General features: G+C 44.8%; 10 protein-coding genes. 5 read left to right on the top strand and 5 right to left on the bottom strand.

Translation table 11 applies throughout. The features are described 5' to 3' along the window. Positions 1–292: 292 nt before the first annotated feature. The 3 genes from QUA54_RS20130 to QUA54_RS20120 all read right to left on the bottom strand — a co-directional run bounded on the left by QUA54_RS20130 (position 293) and on the right by QUA54_RS20120 (position 7,026). Positions 293–2,101, bottom strand: a complete 1,809-nt coding sequence (locus QUA54_RS20130) for a PAS domain-containing sensor histidine kinase (RefSeq protein ID WP_333416017.1) — start codon at positions 2,099–2,101, stop codon at positions 293–295. A 27-nt stretch (positions 2,102–2,128) separates the two neighbouring features. Further along, positions 2,129–5,173, bottom strand: coding sequence for an MASE1 domain-containing protein (locus QUA54_RS20125; RefSeq protein ID WP_333416016.1), 3,045 nt, complete (start codon positions 5,171–5,173; stop codon positions 2,129–2,131). 221 nt (positions 5,174–5,394) lie between these two features. Next, the gene (locus QUA54_RS20120; RefSeq protein WP_333416015.1) at positions 5,395–7,026 is read right to left on the bottom strand and encodes a serine/threonine-protein kinase; all 1,632 of its coding nucleotides are present in this window, start codon (positions 7,024–7,026) and stop codon (positions 5,395–5,397) included. Positions 7,027–7,699: 673 nt separating this feature from the next. On the opposite strand from QUA54_RS20120, the gene pheT reads away from it, so the two are divergent. Further along, entirely contained in the window at positions 7,700–10,144 is a 2,445-nt protein-coding gene (gene pheT, locus QUA54_RS20115; RefSeq protein WP_333416014.1) for a phenylalanine--tRNA ligase subunit beta, read from the top strand. Between the two features lie 72 nt (positions 10,145–10,216). On the opposite strand, the gene QUA54_RS20110 is transcribed toward pheT, so the two are convergent. Beyond that, complete coding sequence (locus tag QUA54_RS20110; protein WP_333416013.1) at positions 10,217–10,783, bottom strand: Uma2 family endonuclease; 567 nt, start codon at positions 10,781–10,783, stop codon at positions 10,217–10,219. Between the two features lie 160 nt (positions 10,784–10,943). Between QUA54_RS20110 and QUA54_RS20105 the strand changes: the two genes are divergently transcribed. From QUA54_RS20105 to QUA54_RS20095, 3 genes are read left to right on the top strand one after another with little or no spacing between them, the layout of a single operon-like run. Further along, the gene (locus QUA54_RS20105) at positions 10,944–11,213 is read left to right on the top strand and encodes a YciI family protein (protein ID WP_172187087.1); all 270 of its coding nucleotides are present in this window, start codon (positions 10,944–10,946) and stop codon (positions 11,211–11,213) included. Positions 11,214–11,226: 13 nt separating this feature from the next. Next, entirely contained in the window at positions 11,227–14,265 is a 3,039-nt protein-coding gene (locus tag QUA54_RS20100) for a hypothetical protein (RefSeq protein ID WP_333416012.1), read from the top strand. Beyond that, entirely contained in the window at positions 14,262–17,930 is a 3,669-nt protein-coding gene (locus QUA54_RS20095; RefSeq protein ID WP_333416011.1) for a helicase-related protein, read from the top strand. Before QUA54_RS20100 ends, QUA54_RS20095 begins: the two co-directional genes overlap by 4 nt. 273 nt (positions 17,931–18,203) lie before the next feature. On the opposite strand, the gene QUA54_RS20090 is transcribed toward QUA54_RS20095, so the two are convergent. Then, entirely contained in the window at positions 18,204–19,436 is a 1,233-nt protein-coding gene (locus tag QUA54_RS20090; protein ID WP_445301570.1) for a metal ABC transporter substrate-binding protein, read from the bottom strand. Positions 19,437–19,538: 102 nt separating this feature from the next. On the opposite strand from QUA54_RS20090, the gene QUA54_RS20085 reads away from it, so the two are divergent. Further along, positions 19,539–20,348, top strand: a complete 810-nt coding sequence (locus tag QUA54_RS20085; protein ID WP_333416010.1) for a metal ABC transporter ATP-binding protein — start codon at positions 19,539–19,541, stop codon at positions 20,346–20,348. Positions 20,349–20,631 lie beyond the last annotated feature (283 nt).

The raw sequence follows: 20,631 nt of genomic DNA, 5'->3' as shown, positions 1-20,631 counted from the left end.
AGTTTTAGAGATTTTCTAGATTAAATGCTATTTCTAAATAAAATGTGAAAATGTTTTTTTTTATTAAAAACATTTTGGTTACTATAGCACGGTTTTAAATTAATATCAATAGTTCGATCGACTAATTTGGCCCCGGCCGCTCAAAAAGCCACCTGCGACAGTACAACCAAAGTAGAACAGAAGACAGGAGGCAGAAAGCAGAAGCAATATTTCGCAACGGTTTCAGCAATTAAGAATGTTCTAAATGTCGGGCGCTGTTGTTAGATTAAATGTAATTAAACATACAAAAAAATTACCGGTAATTCTCAGCCAGCGGCAAAGTAAACCAAAAAGTTGCCCCTGCACCGGGACTGCTAATTACCCCAATTTCCCCGCCGTGAGCGCCAATAATTTGTCGGCAAAGATATAGACCCAAACCCAAACCAAGGGAGTGTCGGGATTGATAACCCCTAACGTAGAGGTCAAAAAGATGTTCGCACTGTTCCGGCAATATTCCCACCCCGTCATCTTCAACGGTACAGTAAATCATGCTACTTGGAGAATTAGGGATTGGGGATTGATAATTGGGGATTGGGAATTGTGGATTGGTAATCGGTAATTTGTGGATGTCTTGTTTTGCTTTTATTTGATTTATAATTAATTTTTCCGCCTTGATTACTTGAGCGGAAACCGTTAAATTCAGTCCGGGCAGATTGTGTTTTAAAGCATTAGCAATTAAATTAGAAAACACGCGCCTTAACTGAGTAGTGTCAGCATTCACGTCGGGAAAATCATCTGGTACCAAATTTTTAAAATTAGCTTGAGCCTCATTCATTAAAGGCTCCAAATCTGCCGCAGCCGCTTCAACTACCGCCCTCAAATCAACCCGATCGCAGTGCAAAACAAAACCGCGCAATTCCCCGGCGTGAACTTCCAAAAGCGAATTTATCAACCGCAACTGCTGCTCGCTACCTTGAATCATCCGCTCCAAAACAGAACGGGGAATTGCGATCGAATCCCCGGTTTTCGTCTGCCAATTTTTCAGCACCATTAACATTCCCGCTACCGGGTTTCGCAAGTCGTGAGAAAGAGCGTGGATAAACAGCCGCAGCGATTCTTGTGCCTGTTTGCGCTGCGTGATATCCTCAATTAAACCCTCGTAATAAAGCAGGGAGCCGCTGCTGTCCCTTACCGCCCGCGCCTTCTCGGAAATCCAGACAATACTGCCATCTGAGCGGTAAATTTTAGATTCAAAATCGGATACTATCCCGCTTTCCTCGATCGATCGCAAAAACTCATTTCTGCGAGCCGGATCGACGTACAACTGCCGCTCAATATCAGTAAACTTTGCCGTCACTTCTTCCGGGGAATCGCAGCCGTAAATCCTCGCCAAAGCTGGATTTGCAGTAATATAGCGACCATCGGGAGTGCTTTGAAAAATCCCCTCGCCCGCATTCTCAAAAATGCTGCGGTACTTCGCCTCCGCCTCTTCCAACTGCTGGTAAGCAGATTCCAACTCGCGCCTGGTACTAAACTCTTTCCGTTGCAGACATTCGTACCAATAAACCGACAAATCGCAAATCAAACAAAACCAAAACAAATATAAGTACAACCCGGTCAACTTAAAAGGAGTATACTTAGCAAAACTTAGATTTAAAACCAAATTTATCCCGACGTGGCAACACAAAACGCCGAGTTGAGAGATCAGGTGGAGGCGCCAGCGGACGGGCATCAGCGTAGCTTGGATCAGAAACGCTAAAATCCAGGTAAAAATTGGTAATTCCCCGGCTTGTGCGACAGCTAGCCCAACCTGTACAACTACCGTCAGCGACCACGAAAAACCCAAAAATAGCAAACCGGGATAGCGCTGTCCGAAGGAGGTTTTTTGCAACACAAAACAGGTCAACAAACCCAATTCTACAGCAGCGCTAGTGTACAAATAAACACTTTTAAACTCCTGGCTAGCGAAGAATCTTTCGCCCAGAAAGTAGACCGTTATTGTGAAAGCAAAAAAGATGGCAATTCCGACAGCAGGGCGCAGCCGCTCTCGAAGAAAGCGATCGCGCCACACCTCGTAAACCGTTAATGCCTGAACTGATTTTGCATTGCCCAAATAGCTCATACCATTTTAGATTTTAGATTTTAGATTTTAGATTGAGAAAGAGGGCTCTTCCGAGTTGACAACTGGTAGCGAAAACCAGAAAGTCGAACCACCGCCGGGAGTGCTTTCGACGCCGATGAAGCCGCCGTGAGCTTTGATAATTTGCTTGGACAGGTACAATCCCAAACCCAGCCCTGTTAATTGTCGGCTATTAGGGTCTTGAACGTAAAGTTCAAACAGAGATTCCCGTTGTTTGGCGCTGATTCCCACTCCATTATCTGTTACAGTACAGCGAACCATTTTTACGGTGACTCCAGGCAATTTGCTGCCGATATTGCCAATTTGACCTTGATAGCGGGGCATTTTGCAACTGCCGTCGAGGTTGAATTTGGCCAGGGTTTCCTGATTTTTCTGGGTGGTCTCGCCCATCCCAGGACGATCGCCCGCAGCAGATATCCCGTTAGCGATACAGCGGGCAAGCGGATTATTGGGCGATGTTAAAGCCTGGGAATTTTCTTCATAACTTAGCGCTGTTTCAACTGCAATTACCTCGGCTTTAAAAGTTATATTGACTCCCGGAGGATTGTGTTTAATAGCATTAGTCAACAGATTTTCTAGCACCCGCTGCAAGTGTTGGCGATCGGCATTGACTTGTGGCAAATCCGCCGGAATATCCTGAGTCAAAGTTGCTTGATTTTTGGCCAGCATCGGTTCTAAATCGGCAACAATGGTTGAAGCTAAAGACGGCAAATGCAGCGGTACAGTATTGAGAACAATACCTTTCACCTCGCTAGCGTGAGCGTCGAGCAGGGCATTAACCATAGTCAACTGGTGTTCGCTAGCCTGAACGATGCGCTGCAAAATCGATCGAGAAACCGGAACATCCTGTAGAGAGTCTGAGGGCGATTTGTTGAGCAAATTTTTCAGCAGTATTAACATTCCCATAACTGGAGTGCGGAGATTGTGAGAAACTGCGTGCAAAAATAGGTCTTTCAGGCGGTTGCTTTCTTGCAGTTCGTGCATTTTTTGCTGTAGTTGGCGGGTGCGTTCCTCCACTTGAGATTCCAAGTTGGCATTGAGATCTTTAACCTGCTGCAAAAGTTGGGCTTGCTGGAGAGCGATCGCCACTTGGGTAGCGAGTTTTTCCAACAAATCAATTTCAAATTCCTGCCACTGGCGGGGCCCCGAGCACTGGTTGACGGCCAAGATCCCGAACAATTGATCCCCCAGGAAGATCGGCACATTTAACGTCGCGCGAATTTGATAGTCGCTGTACAATTGGGCAATTGGAACGCTGAGTGGAACGCTAGCAGTATCGGAGATAGCTCGGACGCGGTTGTTAGCATAAAAAGTTCTCTGGTTTTCGAGGTGATTCTCGTCAGCGAGTGCCCACCCCAAAAGAGAACGGCATTGGGCATCCACAGACTCGGCCACAACCTTACCGTACACCGGGCTAGGAAGATGTACCCCCTCCACGTCCATAATACCGATGAAAGCGCGGTCTGCCTTGAAAAATTGCCGGACTTCGGCAACAGTAGTGTTGAGAATTTCTTCGATGTTGAGGGAGTTGCGAATTCGCAGGGCGATTTCTGAGAGCAAGCGATCGCGATCGGAGGACGCCCGCAAAGCGGTTTCCGCGCGGTGGCGTTCGGTAACGTCTTGGACTGTGGCGGCGATCGCCCCTGACTCAATTGCCGACTGTTCGCAGACAGTGCGTTCGGAGCCATCTGCCAGCACAATTCGGTAGTTAATGCAATAGGCTTGGCGCTCAAACATAGCTTGGCGCTGCGATCGCGCCACCAATTCTCGGTCTTCTGGATGTACGGCCTGCAAAAAAACTTCTGGTGTCGGTTTGACAGTTCCAGGAGCAAAACCCAAGAGGCGGTAAAGTTCGTTTGACCACCGCAATTCGATATTGGATATATCATGTTCTGCGGATTCTTCGCAGTTGTCAGTTGCTGTGAGGGCGGCGCAATTTAAATCCCAATTTCCCAAGTGAGCGATGCGCTGAGCGTTGGCTAAACTAGCTTCGCGATCGCGCAGCATGGCGGCTGTGCGGCGCACCTCCACCAGCGCTTGCTGGCGTTCTGCTACGGCGGCGGCCAACATCAGAGCCACAAGGGCGATCGTACCGGTAAAAGCTTGTAAAAACAAAACCGCCTGTTTGAGATTATCACTTTTGGCCAAAAACGGGCCGCCTCCCTGTACTGCTCCCCAAATCGCGATGCAAGAGACGATCGAATAAGCAAAAATAGCTCCCGCCGGTTGAAACCGCAGGGCTGCCCAAACTATTAGAGGAAAAGGCAGATACTCCAGCGGATACTGAGCGATCGCCGCCTGTGTTTTTGAGCAAAAAAACAGCCAGCTCACGCTCAGCAATAGAGTCAGCCACAGCGCTATTTCTGAATAATTAACAATAAAAAATATTAGATTATAACGGTTCTCAGTTCCAGAAAATGTGTGTCTGCGACTACTAATTGGTAGTTGATTATTCTGTCTGTTAAAAAATGCGATAAAAGTTGAAATAATGCGGGATTTTATTGGAAATTTAAAACTGTTAACGGCGTGGTTTAAAGTCAGCAGCACGGGCGTCACAATCAAAATTCCCATCCCGTCTCCGAGCCACGTAGTCCACCAGTTCTGAGAGAAATTGCTCCACCGATCCCAACCAAAAATGCACGTTCCCAAGTTGCCGAGGGTAGAGCCGAGGAAAGTAGACCCGATGACAGCGCCGGCCACCAAACCCAGAACATCTCGCAATCGATCGAGTTTGGTAGAAAATCCGCTCTCCCTCAGCAAAGCCTCCCCAGCCAGCGCTTGCAAGGTGACACTAAATGCCGATGTGACAATGACGGCGGACGGTATACCGGCGGTAGAGTTTAACAGCACCGAACCGAGGGCAATTCCCGGCCACATCCGCCGCCCTTGCAGTAGCAGCGCCGCTAGAGCAATACCGGCAGGCGGCCACACGGGGGAGGCTTCGGCTTTTACCAGCCCCAGCATCGACGCTGCGAGTTTTCCGGTAACAAAGTAGGTCAGAGCCAGGATACCGGCGTAGAGAAGCGGTCGAGTGCGACGGTTGAGCAGTTTCATGTTTAGATGCGATCTAATCCTCCATTCCTAGTTTTTAATTTAGGCTGCTTTGGGGCGATCGTGCTTCCTCCTGGCGACTCACCTGACTGGGGGAGTGGGGAGTTGACTGTTGACTGTTGACTGTTGACTGTTATTCGTAGCAGCTACCCACTAACTAATGACTACTGACTACTGACTACTGACTACTGACTAATGACTGCTGACTACTGACTAATGACTTCTTAAAATCCAAAACTCCGTTTGCCATCCGGCTTAACAGTAAGCCAATTGGTCTTTGCCATTGCCAATTGTTCCTCAGAAACTGTAGCGTTGGTAAGATTCGCCCCGCACAAATTTGCTCCCCGCAAATTCGCCTTAGCCAAATAAGCCCCCGTCAAGTCAGCACCTCGGAAATCCGCGCCTTCAAAATTGGCAGTGCTGCAATAAGCCTCAGTCAAGTTAGCATCTCGCAAATTCGCCTTAATTAACCTCGCGTGACCCAAATTTGCCCCCGACAAATCCGCTGCTTGCAAATTTGCCTTCACCAACCTGGCCTGATAAAAATTCCCCCCCGCTAGCTGCAATTTTTGCAGTTGCAGGCCAGACAGTTCGCAGTCAGCAAAATCGCGCTTGCCTTTAAAATATGCCGCTCGCAAGCTGTTGGTGTCCCACTTAACAACAGCTTTCGTTACCTTTGGCCCTGCTAAATTGTCGCTGGAAGGTGCAACCGTTCCGAAAGTTCTGCCGGACTCAGCCAGAGTTCGGGAAACTCTGGGCTGCATCCCCGTGTTCCCGGATTGGCTAAAGGAAGTTCTACCAATGCGGCTTTGGTTCGATCGTAAATCTTGATTGATTTTGTTCTGAGGCGGTGACCACGAAGAACCCGCGTCATTAAATATTGTCGGTTCTTCAAGGGTACGAGAAGAGCCGTTAAATTGAGTTGCCAAGCCGTCCATCAGAGTTGGGTCTTCAAATTGGCCCGAGAGAGCTCTGAGGACATCTGCTGCCGATTGGAAGCGGTGGCCAACCATCGGCTTGAGCATTTTTTCGAGAATCCGTGCAAAATTTGGGCTTACCTGAACGTGGGGCTGCCAAACAATTTCGCCAGTTACTCCATCAAAATCTAAATCCTTGGGCGACTTTCCTGTGAGCAAGTACAAGCAAGTCATGCCCACAGCGTAGATGTCGCTGGCAAATATCGGCCGCAGCGCCATTTGTTCCGGGGGAGCGAAACTAAATGTGCCGACTGAAAATTTCGTGTTGGCGCTTTGGTCGGCGGGGTCTAATAATATTGTTTGGCTGACTTGATCTTTTACCGCTCCGAAGTCAATCAGAACTAAGTGGCTGTCTTGAACTCGGCGAATAATATTTGCGGGTTTGATGTCTCTGTGAATTACTCCTTGGCTGTGGATATATTGCACTACTGGCAGAATTTCTAATAGAAAATTTTTAACATCCGATTCGTTGAAACGGCCTGACTGCTTGACTTCTTGTTTCAAAGTCGAGCCTTTAACATACTCTTGAACTAAGTAAAATTGCTGTTCGGTTTCAAAATAGTCTAGCAGCCTCGGTACTTGCGGGTGGTCGCCCAGTTGGCCGAGGGTTTTCGCTTCTCGCTTGAATAATTCCCGCGCCATTTCTAAAACTCGCGGCGACGAACTACTGGGTCGCAGTTGCTTAACCACGCAACTCGGTTGACCGGGCAATGATATGTCTTTTGCCAGAAATGTAGCTCCAAAACCTCCTTGTCCTAAAGGTTCAGTGACTCGGTAGCGAGCGCGCAGCAATAACCGCGCACCGCAAGTCTGACACTGAAGAATAGAGTCAGCAGGGTTTTGAGGATGGGGACAGCCCGGATTTACGCAGTAGCTCATGTTAATTGAGTTTGCCTATGTTTTTCTGATTTTGCCAGCGTCGCTTGACTGCACAAATTGCCTGTTCCTGCTTCTGGTAGAAATACTGATCTATCAGTTGTCGGATGGCCGTGCGTCCGGTTGCGAATTGGAATTGCACCTAAGTCTTTTAGGCAGATATCTTTTCCCTATTTTGATTATCTAGCTGCTGTGAGTTTTTTCTGTGGATTATCCTTGAAAATAGTTTAAAGACTTGCTAAATTTGTCCTTTTTTGTGTAAAGTCTTCCTACACTTAGGTGAGCTTTCAAGAGTCCGGACAGTTTTTAGTTAGTAATCTGACACCCTCGATTTTCCGTTGGTAGCGAACTTGCCGAATCGCCTCGAAACCCTTATTCTAAGGTTGGCAATCAAAAACTGTCCGAAATATAGATCTTTGCACTGTGAGATATTTCTAGCATACCTCATTATCTGAATGAGAATGTTACTAATCCCCCAATCCCCCCAGCAGCCATCAACATAAGTGACCGATCGCTCGTTTTTGCTTATGTATACCACAAAACTATTGACAAAATTAAATTATTATGGTAATAAAGGCTTTGCCGAATCAATTCTGTGACTGCACAGTCGAAGCCTGCCGGCGCAGACTAATGACTAATAACTACCGAGCACTGACAACTAACTACTGAGTAAATTATGCGTATTTCTCTAAACTGGCTGCGGGAATTGGTGGATGTGTCGATATCCCCGGAAGAATTAGCCGAAACCCTGACAATGGCCGGGTTTGAAGTCGAAGATATCGAAGACCGCCGCCCTTGGGCAAGCGGTGTAGTTTTGGGCAAAATCATCGCCTGCGAACAGCATCCGAATGCAGACAAATTGAGAGTTTGTCAAGTGGATGTCGGCTCTTCACAAGCTTTGAATATTGTTTGCGGCGCACCCAACGCTAGGGCAGACATTTACGTGCCTGTCGCTGTTGTCGGAACTTTTCTGCCGACTATTGATTTAAAGATTAAACCTGCTAAATTGCGGGGCGTTCCTTCCGAAGGAATGATTTGTTCTCTGGCAGAATTGGGACTGGCTAAAGAGTCAGCCGGCATTCACATTTTCGAGTTAGAAAATCCCAAATTGGGCAGCGATATTCGCCCGCTTTTGGGTTTAGACGACGTGATTTTAGACTTGACAGCAACTGCCAACCGGGCAGACGCTTTGAGCATGGTGGGTGTAGCGCGGGAAGTGGCGGCGCTGACTGGGGCGAGTTTGAGAATTCCCGAAGCGAATGGTGTGGCGATTGAGGGCAAAGAAAGTCCTGCTTTGGCAGTAGAAATATCGGAACCGCAAGGCTGCCCGATTTACATCGGCACGGCAATTGAAGGTGTGAAAATTGCTGCTTCTCCAGCTTGGTTGCAGCAGCGGTTGCAGGCGGCGGGAGTGCGGCCGATTAATAATGTGGTTGACGTAACTAATTACATTTTGCTGGAATGGGGCCAGCCGCTGCACGCTTTCGATCGCGATCGCCTGCAATCTTTCACCGGTACTCAAGATATCAGCATCGGCGTCCGCTTTGCTTCATCAGGGGAATCCTTCAAAACTTTGGACGGACAAAACCGCATTTTGCAAGCTCAAAATCTGTTAATTACTGCTAGCGACAAACCTGTTGCCTTAGCTGGGGTAATGGGCGGCGAAGATACGGAAGTTCACGAAGGAACGCAAAATTTAGTCTTGGAAGCCGCGATTTTTGACCAGGCAACGATTCGCCGTTCTGCGCGCGCTCAAGGCTTGCGGAGCGAGGCATCGATCCGCTACGAACGGGGGGTGAATCAGGCGGCTTTGACGACGGCTTGCAACCGCGCTGTAGCTCTAATTTTGGAGTTGGCTGGAGGCGCTGCGACGGTGCAGAAAACGGCGAGTTCCGGCGATGATTTGAGTTTTTCGCGATCGCTCGAATTGCGTTTAGACCGAGTAAATCTGGTTTTGGGACAGTTGAAAAGAGGACAAACGGGCGGTTCTAAATATCTGGAACCGGAAGAGGTAAAAAACATTCTGACAGCTTTGGGCTGCGAAGTTGTGCCGACGGAAAAAGAACGGGTGTTTGCGATAACTGTTCCTCCTTACCGCTACCGCGATTTAGAAAGGGAAATAGATTTAATTGAAGAAGTTGCCAGACTCCACGGTTATGACAATTTCTGCGATACTTTGCCCAGCAAAACGGAACCCGGTTATCTGTCACCAGAATATGCGGCAATTCGGAATGTGCGATCGGCTTTTCGGGCTGCCGGTTTGACGGAACTGATGCACTATTCTTTGGTGAAAACTGAGGGAGACAATCAGGTGGTGCTGGCGAATCCGCTGTTTGTGGAGTATTCGGCTTTGCGGACTGAGATGCTGTCGGGTTTGATTGATGCTTTCGGGTACAATTTGGAACAGGGAAATGGGGCGCTAAACGGTTTTGAAGTCGGCCGCATTTTCTGGAAAGATGGGGATGCAATGAAGGAAGCCGATGCAGTAGCGGGGATTATCGGCGGCGATCCGACTGTGTGGAAATGGCAGCAGGGAGGGCGCGATCGACCTTTGAGTTGGTTTGAGGCAAAAGGTATTTTGGAAAGCGCATTTCAAGAGTTGGGTTTGTCGGTGGAATATCAAAGCGATTCCTCGAATACACGCTTGCATCCGGGCCGCACCGCTGCGTTATCGTTAAACGGGAAACATTTAGGAGTTTTTGGACAGTTGCACCCGCAATTGCAGCAGGAAAAGGATTTGCCTGAGCAGGTTTACGTGTTTCAATTAGATTTAGCGGTGCTGTTAACTGAATTAGGGCGATCGAGCATTTCGACTCGCAAGTTTGCGGGTTATTCGAGTTTCCCCGCTTCTGACAGAGATATTGCGTTTTTCGCGCCTGTAGAGGTTGCGGTTGTTGAGATGCAAAGTGCGATGAAAAAGGCGGCGGGTAGTTTGCTGGATTCGGTGGAACTGTTCGACGAATATCGGGGCGACAACGTACCGGCGGGCCAGCGGAGTTTGGCTTTTCGGTTAGTTTACCGCGCGGGCGATCGAACTTTGAGCGAAACCGATGTCGAACCGGCACAACAAAAAGTACGCGATGTTTTAGTTGAGAAATTCGGCGTTAGTTTGAGAAGCTAAAATAGGCTCCTACTCACTAATAAACCGCCAGGGAAGGAATTCCCTGGCGGACTCATGGAAAAAGCGTTAAATTTACACCAATGGCCGCAACATATCCCGCACAGCGAAGGAAATATCAGGAAATCGCAAAGGACAAATACTCCCATCATCCGCCAGAATCACTTGACTTAGATAACCATCCTGACTCGGTTCTCTAAAAACGTGAAGTTGCCGATTATTAACATCCAAAACCCAATAATCTGCAATTCCAGATTGAGCATAAAGATTTGCTTTTATCCCCAAATCTGTTCTCAGCGTAGTATCGGCTACTTCAATAATCAGATAAACTTCAGAAGGAGTTGGATGATGGTCTTCATAGTAAAGTGGATCGGGTACAACTACAGCAATATCGGGTTCAGGTTCCGAGTAATCATTTAACCCAACGGGATCTTGCAGCCGCACCAAAACTCGATTTCCCAAACGATTTTCCAGTAACTTCTCTGTGCGTTTCACCGCTGCACCATGTGCAGTTCCTTTTGCTGCCATCTTTACTATTTGTCCTGCCAATAATTCTACTCGTTCATCTTCCTCAAAAATACCAACTTCTGCCATGCGGTGATACTCTTGAACCGTCAACAAACGAAGGTCTAATAAAGTCATAGCAATCTTCTCCTATCTAAGAATCATCTCTGTTTACCCTCTTCCTCTGCGCCCTCTGCGACCTCTGCGGCTCATTAATCTTATTCTTAAAATTTTCGTTAAATCCTCTTACTCTTATTGTACAATAACTTTTAAACAAATTTATCTGAGGCTCAAAATCGTGACCAAATATGTGATGTGGGGAAGTTACTGCGAAGACGTTATCGAAAAACGCGCTCCGTTTCGAGACGCTCATTTAGCCGGATTGGCTAAGCAGAAGGAATCGGGTGTGTTAAGTACGATCGGGCCCACGAAAGATTTAACTAAAGTTTTTGCAATTTACGAAGCGGAAGATGAGGCGGCCGTGCGACAATTGGTGGAAGCCGATCCTTATTGGGTAAATGGGGTTTGGACTGAATACGATGTGAAAGAGTGGATTCAAGCTTTTTGAAGGGGTTAAAAGGGTGAACATCTTAAGATTTGATGAAAGCGATTTAGTTCCAGTGGACTATGGCGATTTGCTGGACAAGATTTTAGAAGTTTTGCAGGGAAACAATCCGTTTAATATATCAGATGACCGCCGCCGTCTGCTAATAGATATTGATGCGATCGCTGCTGATGTTGCAAAAATGCAAGTGCTGACACCCTTGGGTTCCTATGAACGTCAAGCAGATGCTGCTACGGTTAATTTTCCGCCCGAAGTAGAGGAGCTTTTTGGCGATCGAGTTAGGCAGATTAAAGAGTGTTTGCGACAGCACTTAGCATCTAAATTGCTCCCACAAAATACTTCAATTGAAAAGTTTGTCGCTAGCTTAATCACTCCTTTAGATTCATCCTCTTTTCAGGGAGACGGCAAAAAGTTAGGTCTCAAATACGATTTTGGTACTCGCCACACTTCTTTAGAAAAAGAAAAGCTAACTTTGGAACGCCGAGTCTCTGGAAGTCCTGGGACTTTAAAACTGCATAAATTGACTATTGCGGTACGAAATACCGATATTTTTCAACAACAGCTAAAGGAGGGTTTAGAAAACTATATTAGGGAAAATGCCGAGAATAGCGACGATAGGCAAGAACTTAACCATCGTCTTGATGAGATGGTTAATAATGAATACTCGGATTTTCATAAATTGATCCGACTGGTAGACAAAGAAACCCTAGGAAAAATTAACAAAGAAGCCAAGATTACTTATTTGGAGTATCTGCTGGAACACATCAGCGCTAGCAGCACAGATACTGTAGGAATCATCTATTTAAAAGATTTGATTCGTCGTCTCAGATTGATAGAAGATTACATCAACGACAGCAGTAAAGCCGATGGCGAGTATGCTGCCAATTATGCTGGTGTTAGAGTTAATTACAGAGAGATTTTTGCGCGATCGGAATTTTTAGATGCGCTACCCATTATTCCCCTTGTAGAAGGTTATTTGGGGGAAAGCACGGACAATCATCGGAACGAACGTAAATTTATCTTTGGTCTCAAAATCAAATTTAACAACCCAGTTCAAGCGCGTGGCGGAAAAGAAGCATTTGAATATTATCTGAATCTACTAAATCCCGATAGTGAAGAACACAAAGCAGAACTGACCGAAGATGCTAATACCGAAACCTTCGTCCGCAAAGTGTTAAAAATAGCATTTTTGTATCACTGTGTGTTTGCATCTCCCCACACTCCAGGGTCGCCCAATTACAACCCAGAATTGGAACTTGAATTTAATCCTATTCCGGCTTTTGAGCAACTCATGAAAGATGTATTAAATCGTGATAATGAGGTAATCAAAAAAAGACTTTTCCGAAATTTTGTTACACGCTTTAAGGAGGTTAATGTTAAACATAAAATTAACCATCTTAAAAGAATGCTGAAAGGCTTTCTCGAACGGCAGACAATTTTGCCAAGCCGTACAGAAACGCGACACGTAAACCTCAAAATAGGTCTGTTAGAAGACATTGACAATATTTTGAATAATGGTAAATTTTTCAATGAAGTTCTGGATCGAAATTACAAGCAGACACTCCATTATATTGTCGTCGAACAGCCTAGTGTTGATGAAACAGCAATCTGTCAGCTACCGATAAATATTACTATCGAAGATGTCCGCTATTTTCCTACTGATGAACGCCAAAATTTCAGCATGGAATACAATATCAAAGGTGTCGATATTTTGCCGATGCTTTCAGCACCTAAAGCCGATCGTTCTAGAAAAATATACAAGCAGCATTTTTTAACAACAAAATTAGTATTGTTTCCTTATGACGACAAACGACTAGACAGCGGTGATAAAGGTTTACAACCGGCGGCGGCTTTTGTGTATAAATTTACGATGTTGCTGCTGTCTTATATCTGCCTGAGAGTTTTACTCGAAAATACTGCAAAAAACTTATTTATTCCGATGGTTAGGCTCCATGAAGGTGACGACAAAAACCCTTCGCCCTCAGGAAAATTTATGGCTAACCTTTCCAAAACATTATCTCACATTTTGAGTGAAAAACAACGCTCAACTTCTCAGGGATTTCGTATTAAAGAAGATCCAAATAGTTACAAACTTCATAACGGTTTGAGTTCAATGTATTCAATTCTGCCGAAAAAGTTTAAATTTAGCAATGTGCAGTTATCTCCAGAGTTGGATAATTTAGCAATCATTGTTGTTTCCAGTCGCGACAGTGATGCTAAAAAAAGTAATAAAAACCGCTTCCAAAGAACAGCTAGTTTAATCGGAGAAGCTATCGGGATTAATCGCCTCGAAGACGATGCAATTCAAGTTCAGGTGCTGAAAACTTTTTCCGAAAATTACAGTGTCAGCCGCCTTTATACTGAGCCGTTAATCCTTGAAGATGCAATGAGTCAGCTTTATCAGCAAGGATATCGGAATTTCGCATATATTTCGCAAGCACCTTACATGAGTACGCTGCATATTACAAAGACTGAGGAAGACGAGGAATTGTCTTTTATGTCAAAAAAATTGCTCCGAACTTTGAAGGGAGAGCGACGAGATATCAAAATTTATCCGATGTTTTTTGATAAATACTATGTCCGCAGTTTCCTAGGTGATAAGGGAAAACCTTTTTACATTCAGGATGCTATGGAGCTTTCGAGCTTGTTTGCAGATACCAGTCAACAAGCTGTGATGTTTTTTAACTTGTTTAACGGACTTAAAGTAAAGGAGGATAAAAACTTTTATAACGGGGTGATTTCCTACTCTACTTTGTTGCATATATACGACGGTATTCTGGATGATCAAGACCTTCACCAAGGGTTAATTTACGACGGTGAAATTAAAGATACTTTGCTACATTATTTAACAATCTTTCACTTTTATCGCTATGAAGCTCGCAAAAAAGATATGAGTTTTAAACTTGACCCCTACGCTCATATTATCGGCGATGAATCCGTTGGTGCTTTATCTGTGTTTAGTCATCCGCGCGGGAATGCTGAGTTTAACTCCCTGGCTTTTTTGAATAAGGTAAGAGAAGTATTAAATGTCACTAAGGGAAGTACACAATTATGATCGGTGAAGATTTTGGGCGGCTGTTTGAAGTAGGATTCAATATCGGGATTCTGGCATATATTCAGCGGGAAAATTTAAGTTACAATTTTGGTGATTCCTACCGTCTGGATTTGCAGAGGCTCAAATTGCCAAAGATGACGGCGGAAATCGTTAGGGAAGCCAATCTGCTGGCTAGTTTAGATGCTGAAATAGTTGAAAAATGGAGTTTGTTCTTTGTCCAAAAAGGCTTTTTGGGTGGGTTGAATTTTTTTCGGGAGTACGTCAACTCTACTGGCTGGAATTTGCAGCGGTTGAAAATTGTGTATTGTCAGTTCAGTTTTAGTGATGCTAACAGTATCAGAACCTCTAACAAGGGTGATAAAGAAGCGTTTAAAGAGCTATTGTCTCAGTTAAAAACTCCCCAACTTAGTTTATCAGATGATGAGATTAACTCGTACATCCGCCGCTACTCGAAAAAGGGTGAGTTTTTGCAGGCTGATACGCTGATGCTGTTACAGTATGGCAATGATTTTAGAATTCTCTGCGTTGATTTGTCTGTGTTTTCTCCGACGCTAGCTCCAAAAACGGAGGATATCAATGAAATAGAGGTGATACGCAAATATTTGATGAGAGAAATTAGCTATTTGCGATCGAAAAGTGTGTTTTCTAATCTGCGGATGGATACCAGCACTTTAGGTGTTGATTTCTCAGAGGATTTAAAACGCTTTTTTACAGCTTTTAAGTATAAGGATAAGGAAAGCACTAAGTTAATTCAGGCTGGTAGCTATGCTCACAGTTTTTATGGATTTCTGCAACAAACAGGTATCCTTGGACAAGATGCTGAAGTTTTGTTTAATGTGGTGGGTTATGGCGATCGCAATATCAGTGCGATTTCCCTACGCAAGGACAAAATTAAGTTGTTAGCAACTTGTGCCCAGATTTACCAGAATGAACCGAAAGGTAAAGAGATTAGCGATGCTCGCAGCGAAGTTTTAGATGTTATTCAACTCAACGCGTCTCGCAGTTTTAAAGAAGGCAAAAACTTTGTTGATGCTCTGTTAGGAATTGGTAAAAATGTCACTGAACCTGTACCTCATACAGAGCGGATTGATAATTTTGCTAATTCCATAGATATTATATCAGATAAACTGGCAGATGATTTGCAAATCGATCGCGGATTACATCTGAGAAATGCTCACGCTCAATTGATTGTGAAAGCGCTTCAATCTGATGAAACTTATATCTTTTTGACGGGGAATCCGGGAATTGGGAAAACAACTGCGATAGCCAAATTCCTAAGCAGCCATATCGACGACGGTTTCTTATTTCTGTACGTCAGTCCCCGCAAGCAAGTAAACTTGGATATTATCGAAAAATTCAAATATAAAAATACTGGTTTGCTCTGCAACGATCGATTATTTTGTATCAACACTAACGCCGATATCATCAAAAGCAATTCAGGACACTGTACCGTCAAGTACGCATCGAATAGCTATCGCGAAGATTTCACCAAAAAAACTGTTCGCTTCCTGAAGGATGATTCAGAAATTCAGCGGAAGGACTATCATCAATCAGAACTTGAAAAAAAGGGAGAAACAGTAATTAAACCCATTAATCCTAAAGGAAATGGAGTGCTCAAGAGCATTTGCGAAGGTATATACGCGCTGATCAATTGCCAGGTATCTAGTAATATCGTAGCTACCGTTTCTATTCAATCGGTGAAGATGAAAGAAAACCGACAAAATACCCTAGAGCATTTAGAAAAAATTTTTCAAGATACTTACAATAAACGGGACAAACGGGTCATTCCGGCTAAAATGCAAGAAATATCCAGTCGCATCAAACATATTTTCATTATGATCGATGAAATTACTGGAGATGATGGTGGGGTTGAGTTTTTAGCCGGAATTGGCAAGATTGTCAAAAAACATGATTTGCACAAGCGGGAACACGGCTTTAATACTAAAATTATTGTCGCAGATGCTTCGATAGTTGACCCTGATGTCATCAAACAACACCTTGATAACACGTCACCGGAACCAGACAAAATCTATTTTAAAAAGTTAGCGAAAGATTCGGAACAAATTCAACCTTTACAAGTTATTCCTTTTAAATTCAACAATCTAGCTGCCAAGGTGATTAATGCTAATTCCTACCCTGCGCGCAGTCTAGAGATTACTTATAAGGTATTTGTAGAAACTGTGAAATACAGTGAAAATGCGCCTTTAAAACAGAATAGTGATTTAGTAAAGCGGGTACAATCTGAAATAGTTGAGGATATCAATCAGCGATTAGCCATCCCAGGTGTAGAACAAATTATAGTATACATTCAGAACAAGCAAAGATTAACTGAATTAATTAATAAAATTAGAGTTTGTCGCAAAAAGTTTGAGCAGTTTACCGATTATCTGGAAATTCACGCGAATATCTCGGAAGAGGAGAAAGAAAAAATACAGGAATACAAAAATACAGCTAAAGTAATCTTTATGACTGCAGCGGGAAGTCGTGGACTTTCTTTCCCGAAAGCCAAACATATTTTAGTTGATATTCCCCACTTTCAGATTGAGAAAAATCTGATGGAAATCATACAGGTTATTTATCGGGGACGCGGAGAATATGACAACGGTAAAACCCTTGATGGTGAAGATAAGAAGTTGGTTTTTTACTTATCTGATACCGCAGTTTATTACGCTGATGATGCGGAACTTTCCCTGCAAGAAAGCAAATTGAGTTTGTTGAATTTATTGCTAATTCTCAAGACGGCGGTGATGACGCGAATTTCGGGATACGGTTATTTAGGTAGGGAAAAGTTTTTGATGATTCCCATCGGCGGTAAGTCGGTTTCCGCAGTAGGGGATACTTTTAGCAGCAAAATGGCTGCTCTAATTAAGACATTAAAGAGCGAGAGCCGCCGAGGAAATATGTTGTTTAAGGAGGTTTATATGAGCCTGGAACAGCTTTTGGGTCGTGGGGAGTTTGTTTTGACAAATGATGACAAGTCCCGTCAAAAGAGCGAGTCTTACCTGGAAATGCGGGACGATTTTAATCGTAAGTTTTTGGAAAAGTGCAATCCTCTTGATGGTTTGTTGAGCTATGATAATTTAGAACTCGGTCATGTTTGCGGTGGTTTGTTGATCGTACCTCTAGCCGATCGCACTTTGGTAGAAACCTACCAGATGTCGCTGCACCGGGAAATCAAGGAATGTCTAGAGAAGAAGTTGCTGCACAAAATGCGTCTAATTAGGGATAGCGATTCGTCCCCGGAGAATGTAATATCGGCAATTAGAGGAGGTGCGATCGAGTTATTGCAATTTCTTAACAGCGAAGTTGAGAAAACTCAGTATATCGAGCAGCAAAGTCAGCAGTTCGATCGCTATTATGCTATACCGCTGTTTGCTTTTGTCAGCGGGGAGGAAATGCAGGAGTATTTTGCTGACAGTAAGCTGGAAGAACCGGAAGATACGCGGTTTCGGGATATTTTGTCGGCTTATGTGCGATCGATCTACCCTGTAGATAGTGTAATGCCGATCGGACACAAGTATCAAGATTTTCCATTTATCGTGTTTAGAAGCTACAGTTTAGAGCAAAGTAGAGAAAAGATTTTTACCGATAAATATCTTTTAAGTTCCAACGAGTTGAACGTGCTTAATTTAATTTTATCGAAGCAGGTAAACAGAAAGTTGTAGGTGCGTCAGACCATTTTAGATTTTAGATTTTAGATTTTAGATTGGGAATGAATGAAAACTATCGGGGTTTGGAGTTTACCTACAGTTGCATTCTTGTTGGAAACTGGTATCAGTTGGCTATCATATCGTTTCCGGTGGCACCGGAATTATAGAGGAGACGGCAGTGCCGTGTCCCTACCCGAATTAATTGTAGGGACACGGCACTGCCGTCTCCAAGTCTGTGGGTAATATTAATTCCCATGCTACCGGATTTGATATTACGCTCCCTAATTGCTACTTGCTAACTTCAAACGGCGTGTATTTTCCCCCCAAAGCTTCGACGATGGCGCGAGTATTAGCCGACATCATTTTCACATAAGAATCGCCCTCGCTTCCCGCCGCCCCGATCGAATCAGAATAAAGTTGCTGCGCTGCCAATTTCACCCCCGCTTCCTCCGCCACTGTTCTAATCAGTTGTGGGTTAATTGTAGTCTCGGCAAAAATAGCAGGAACTCCTGCCGCTTTCACTGATTCTACTAACTTTTGCACCGTTTGAGCGCTCGGCTGTTCCTCGGTACTAATCCCGATTAAACTGCCCGCACTTCCCAATCCGTAGGCGCGGCTGTAATATTGAAAAGCATCGTGAGTTGTTACTAATTCGCGCTTATTTTCGGGGATTGTTTTAATCTCTTGTTCGATCCAAATATCCAAACGTTTTAACTCTTGAGTAAGTTTCACAGCATTCTGCGTAAACTTCTCCCGATCTTCCGGCGACAAGTCGATTAGCGCATCCCGAATTGCTTCCACCATTTGAACTACATTTTCCACATTTCCCCAAACGTGTGGATCGGGTACGGTATTGCCTTCTTTATTCAGTAGCAAAGGCTTGACTACTTCCCCCACTGCTAATTTCCGCGCCTTAATTCCGGCGGCATTCATCATCCTAATTAATCCCGGTTCCAAATTGTAACCGTTATACAAAATTAAGTTAGCTTTTTCTAAAGCTTGAGAATCTTTTGGCACCGGTTCGTAAACGTGAGGATCGGTTCCCGGCTGCAAAATTCCTGTTAACTGAACTTCGCCACCCGCTACTCGATCGGTCAAATCCTCAATAATTGTGCTGGTAGCAACTACCTTGGGTTTAGCATCTGCCTCTGGAGAGAGGCGATCGCTCTGGGTTTGAGCGCAACTAAATAAACCCACAGTCAAAATGCCACAGGCAATACTTCTAATCAAAAATACCTTGGACTTGTCCAATCCAAGGCCGGCGGTTTCAATCCCCGACTCACGGCTAAACTCTCCTTTATAAAGTTGCTTCACAATTGCCGTCGGTTTTAACTCACATCTTGCACCATTCTCAACAACCCTTCTCTGGGCGGGCAGGATGCCCACCCCACAAGAAAACTCACTCTTCGCTTCACAGGCATCTTGCCTGTTATTGAAAATGGTGGATATCAGTTTTAACCTACTTGAGATTTTCGCCGCCAAACCTATGGTTTGAGGGGTTTCGAGCTTGCACTGCCGCATTATCTACCTCTCCTGCGTTCCAGATTATTCCTATTTACCGAGGATTTCATATTCTTTTCATTTTTACAGTAAACTTAACAAAAAGGAGATATAGTCACCGCCATGAATACCGCCGCCTTCCCCAACGAGACTCCTTGGTCTCAAATGGTTTGCCACCTCCCAGACACGGCTAGCGACACAGAAATTATCGCTGTTAAGCACTTAGCAGTAAACTACCGCACGGTAGAGGCACTCAGAGATATCAATCTTTCCGTCAAACCGGGAAGGCTGACGGGTATTATTGGCCCCAACGGTGCTGGCAAAAGCACGCTGATCAAAGCAATGTTGGGCTTAATTCCCGCAGATCGCGGCACTGTTACCTGTGGCGAAGAAGCGATCGCCGATCGACTCGAAACAGTAGCCTACGTGCCGCAGCGATCGCAAATTGACTGGAACTATCCCGCCACCGTTTGGGATGTCGTGATGATGGGAAGAGTCAGAAAAGCCGGATGGTTTCGTCGCTTCTCGGCAGCTAGCCGCCGCACCGCTGCCGATGCCTTAGAAAGAGTAGGCATGAGTGCTTACAAAGACAGACCGATCGGACAACTTTCCGGCGGACAGCAACAGCGAGTATTTCTAGCTAGAGCATTAGCCCAAGAAGCCGCTATTTTCTGCTTTGACGAGCCGTTTGTCGGCGTTGACCAAAAAACTCAAAATATCATTTTCGACATCTTCCACCAGCTAGCAAATGCCGGAAAAACCGTCTTAGTAGTCAACCACGACTTAGGCGAATCAATCACCAATTTTGACGATTTAATTTTGCTAAATACAGAATTGATTGCCGCTGGTCCCCGCCAAGAAGTGCTAACGCAAGAAAACCTTTACCGCGCCTACGGCGGACAAGTAATGTTCTTTGCCGGACAAGCAGCTTAATTAGCCAGCAATCATTAAAAAATTGGGTAGAAACCCCGTCCTTTTAGGACGGCTTTATGTTACAATATAATTGGTCAATGACCCACCCGCGACGATGGAGACATAAACCCTAACACCAAAGCTTGCAATGACTGCAACGGGGAAGAAAAATCGGTAGACCGGGAAAAGAGGACAGGGCAATGGGCAGTCCACCCCTAGAATCAAACAACAAAGATTTTTGTTGCTATTCGACACATAAAACCGCAGGGCTTGCGGGGTTAGTCTGTGGAGCGAACGTAAGACC

Source organism: Microcoleus sp. MOSTC5 (assembly GCF_036701825.1).
Taxonomy (GTDB): Bacteria; Cyanobacteriota; Cyanobacteriia; order Cyanobacteriales; family Microcoleaceae; genus Microcoleus; species Microcoleus asticus.
This window is presented reverse-complemented; position numbering and strand designations above follow the sequence as displayed.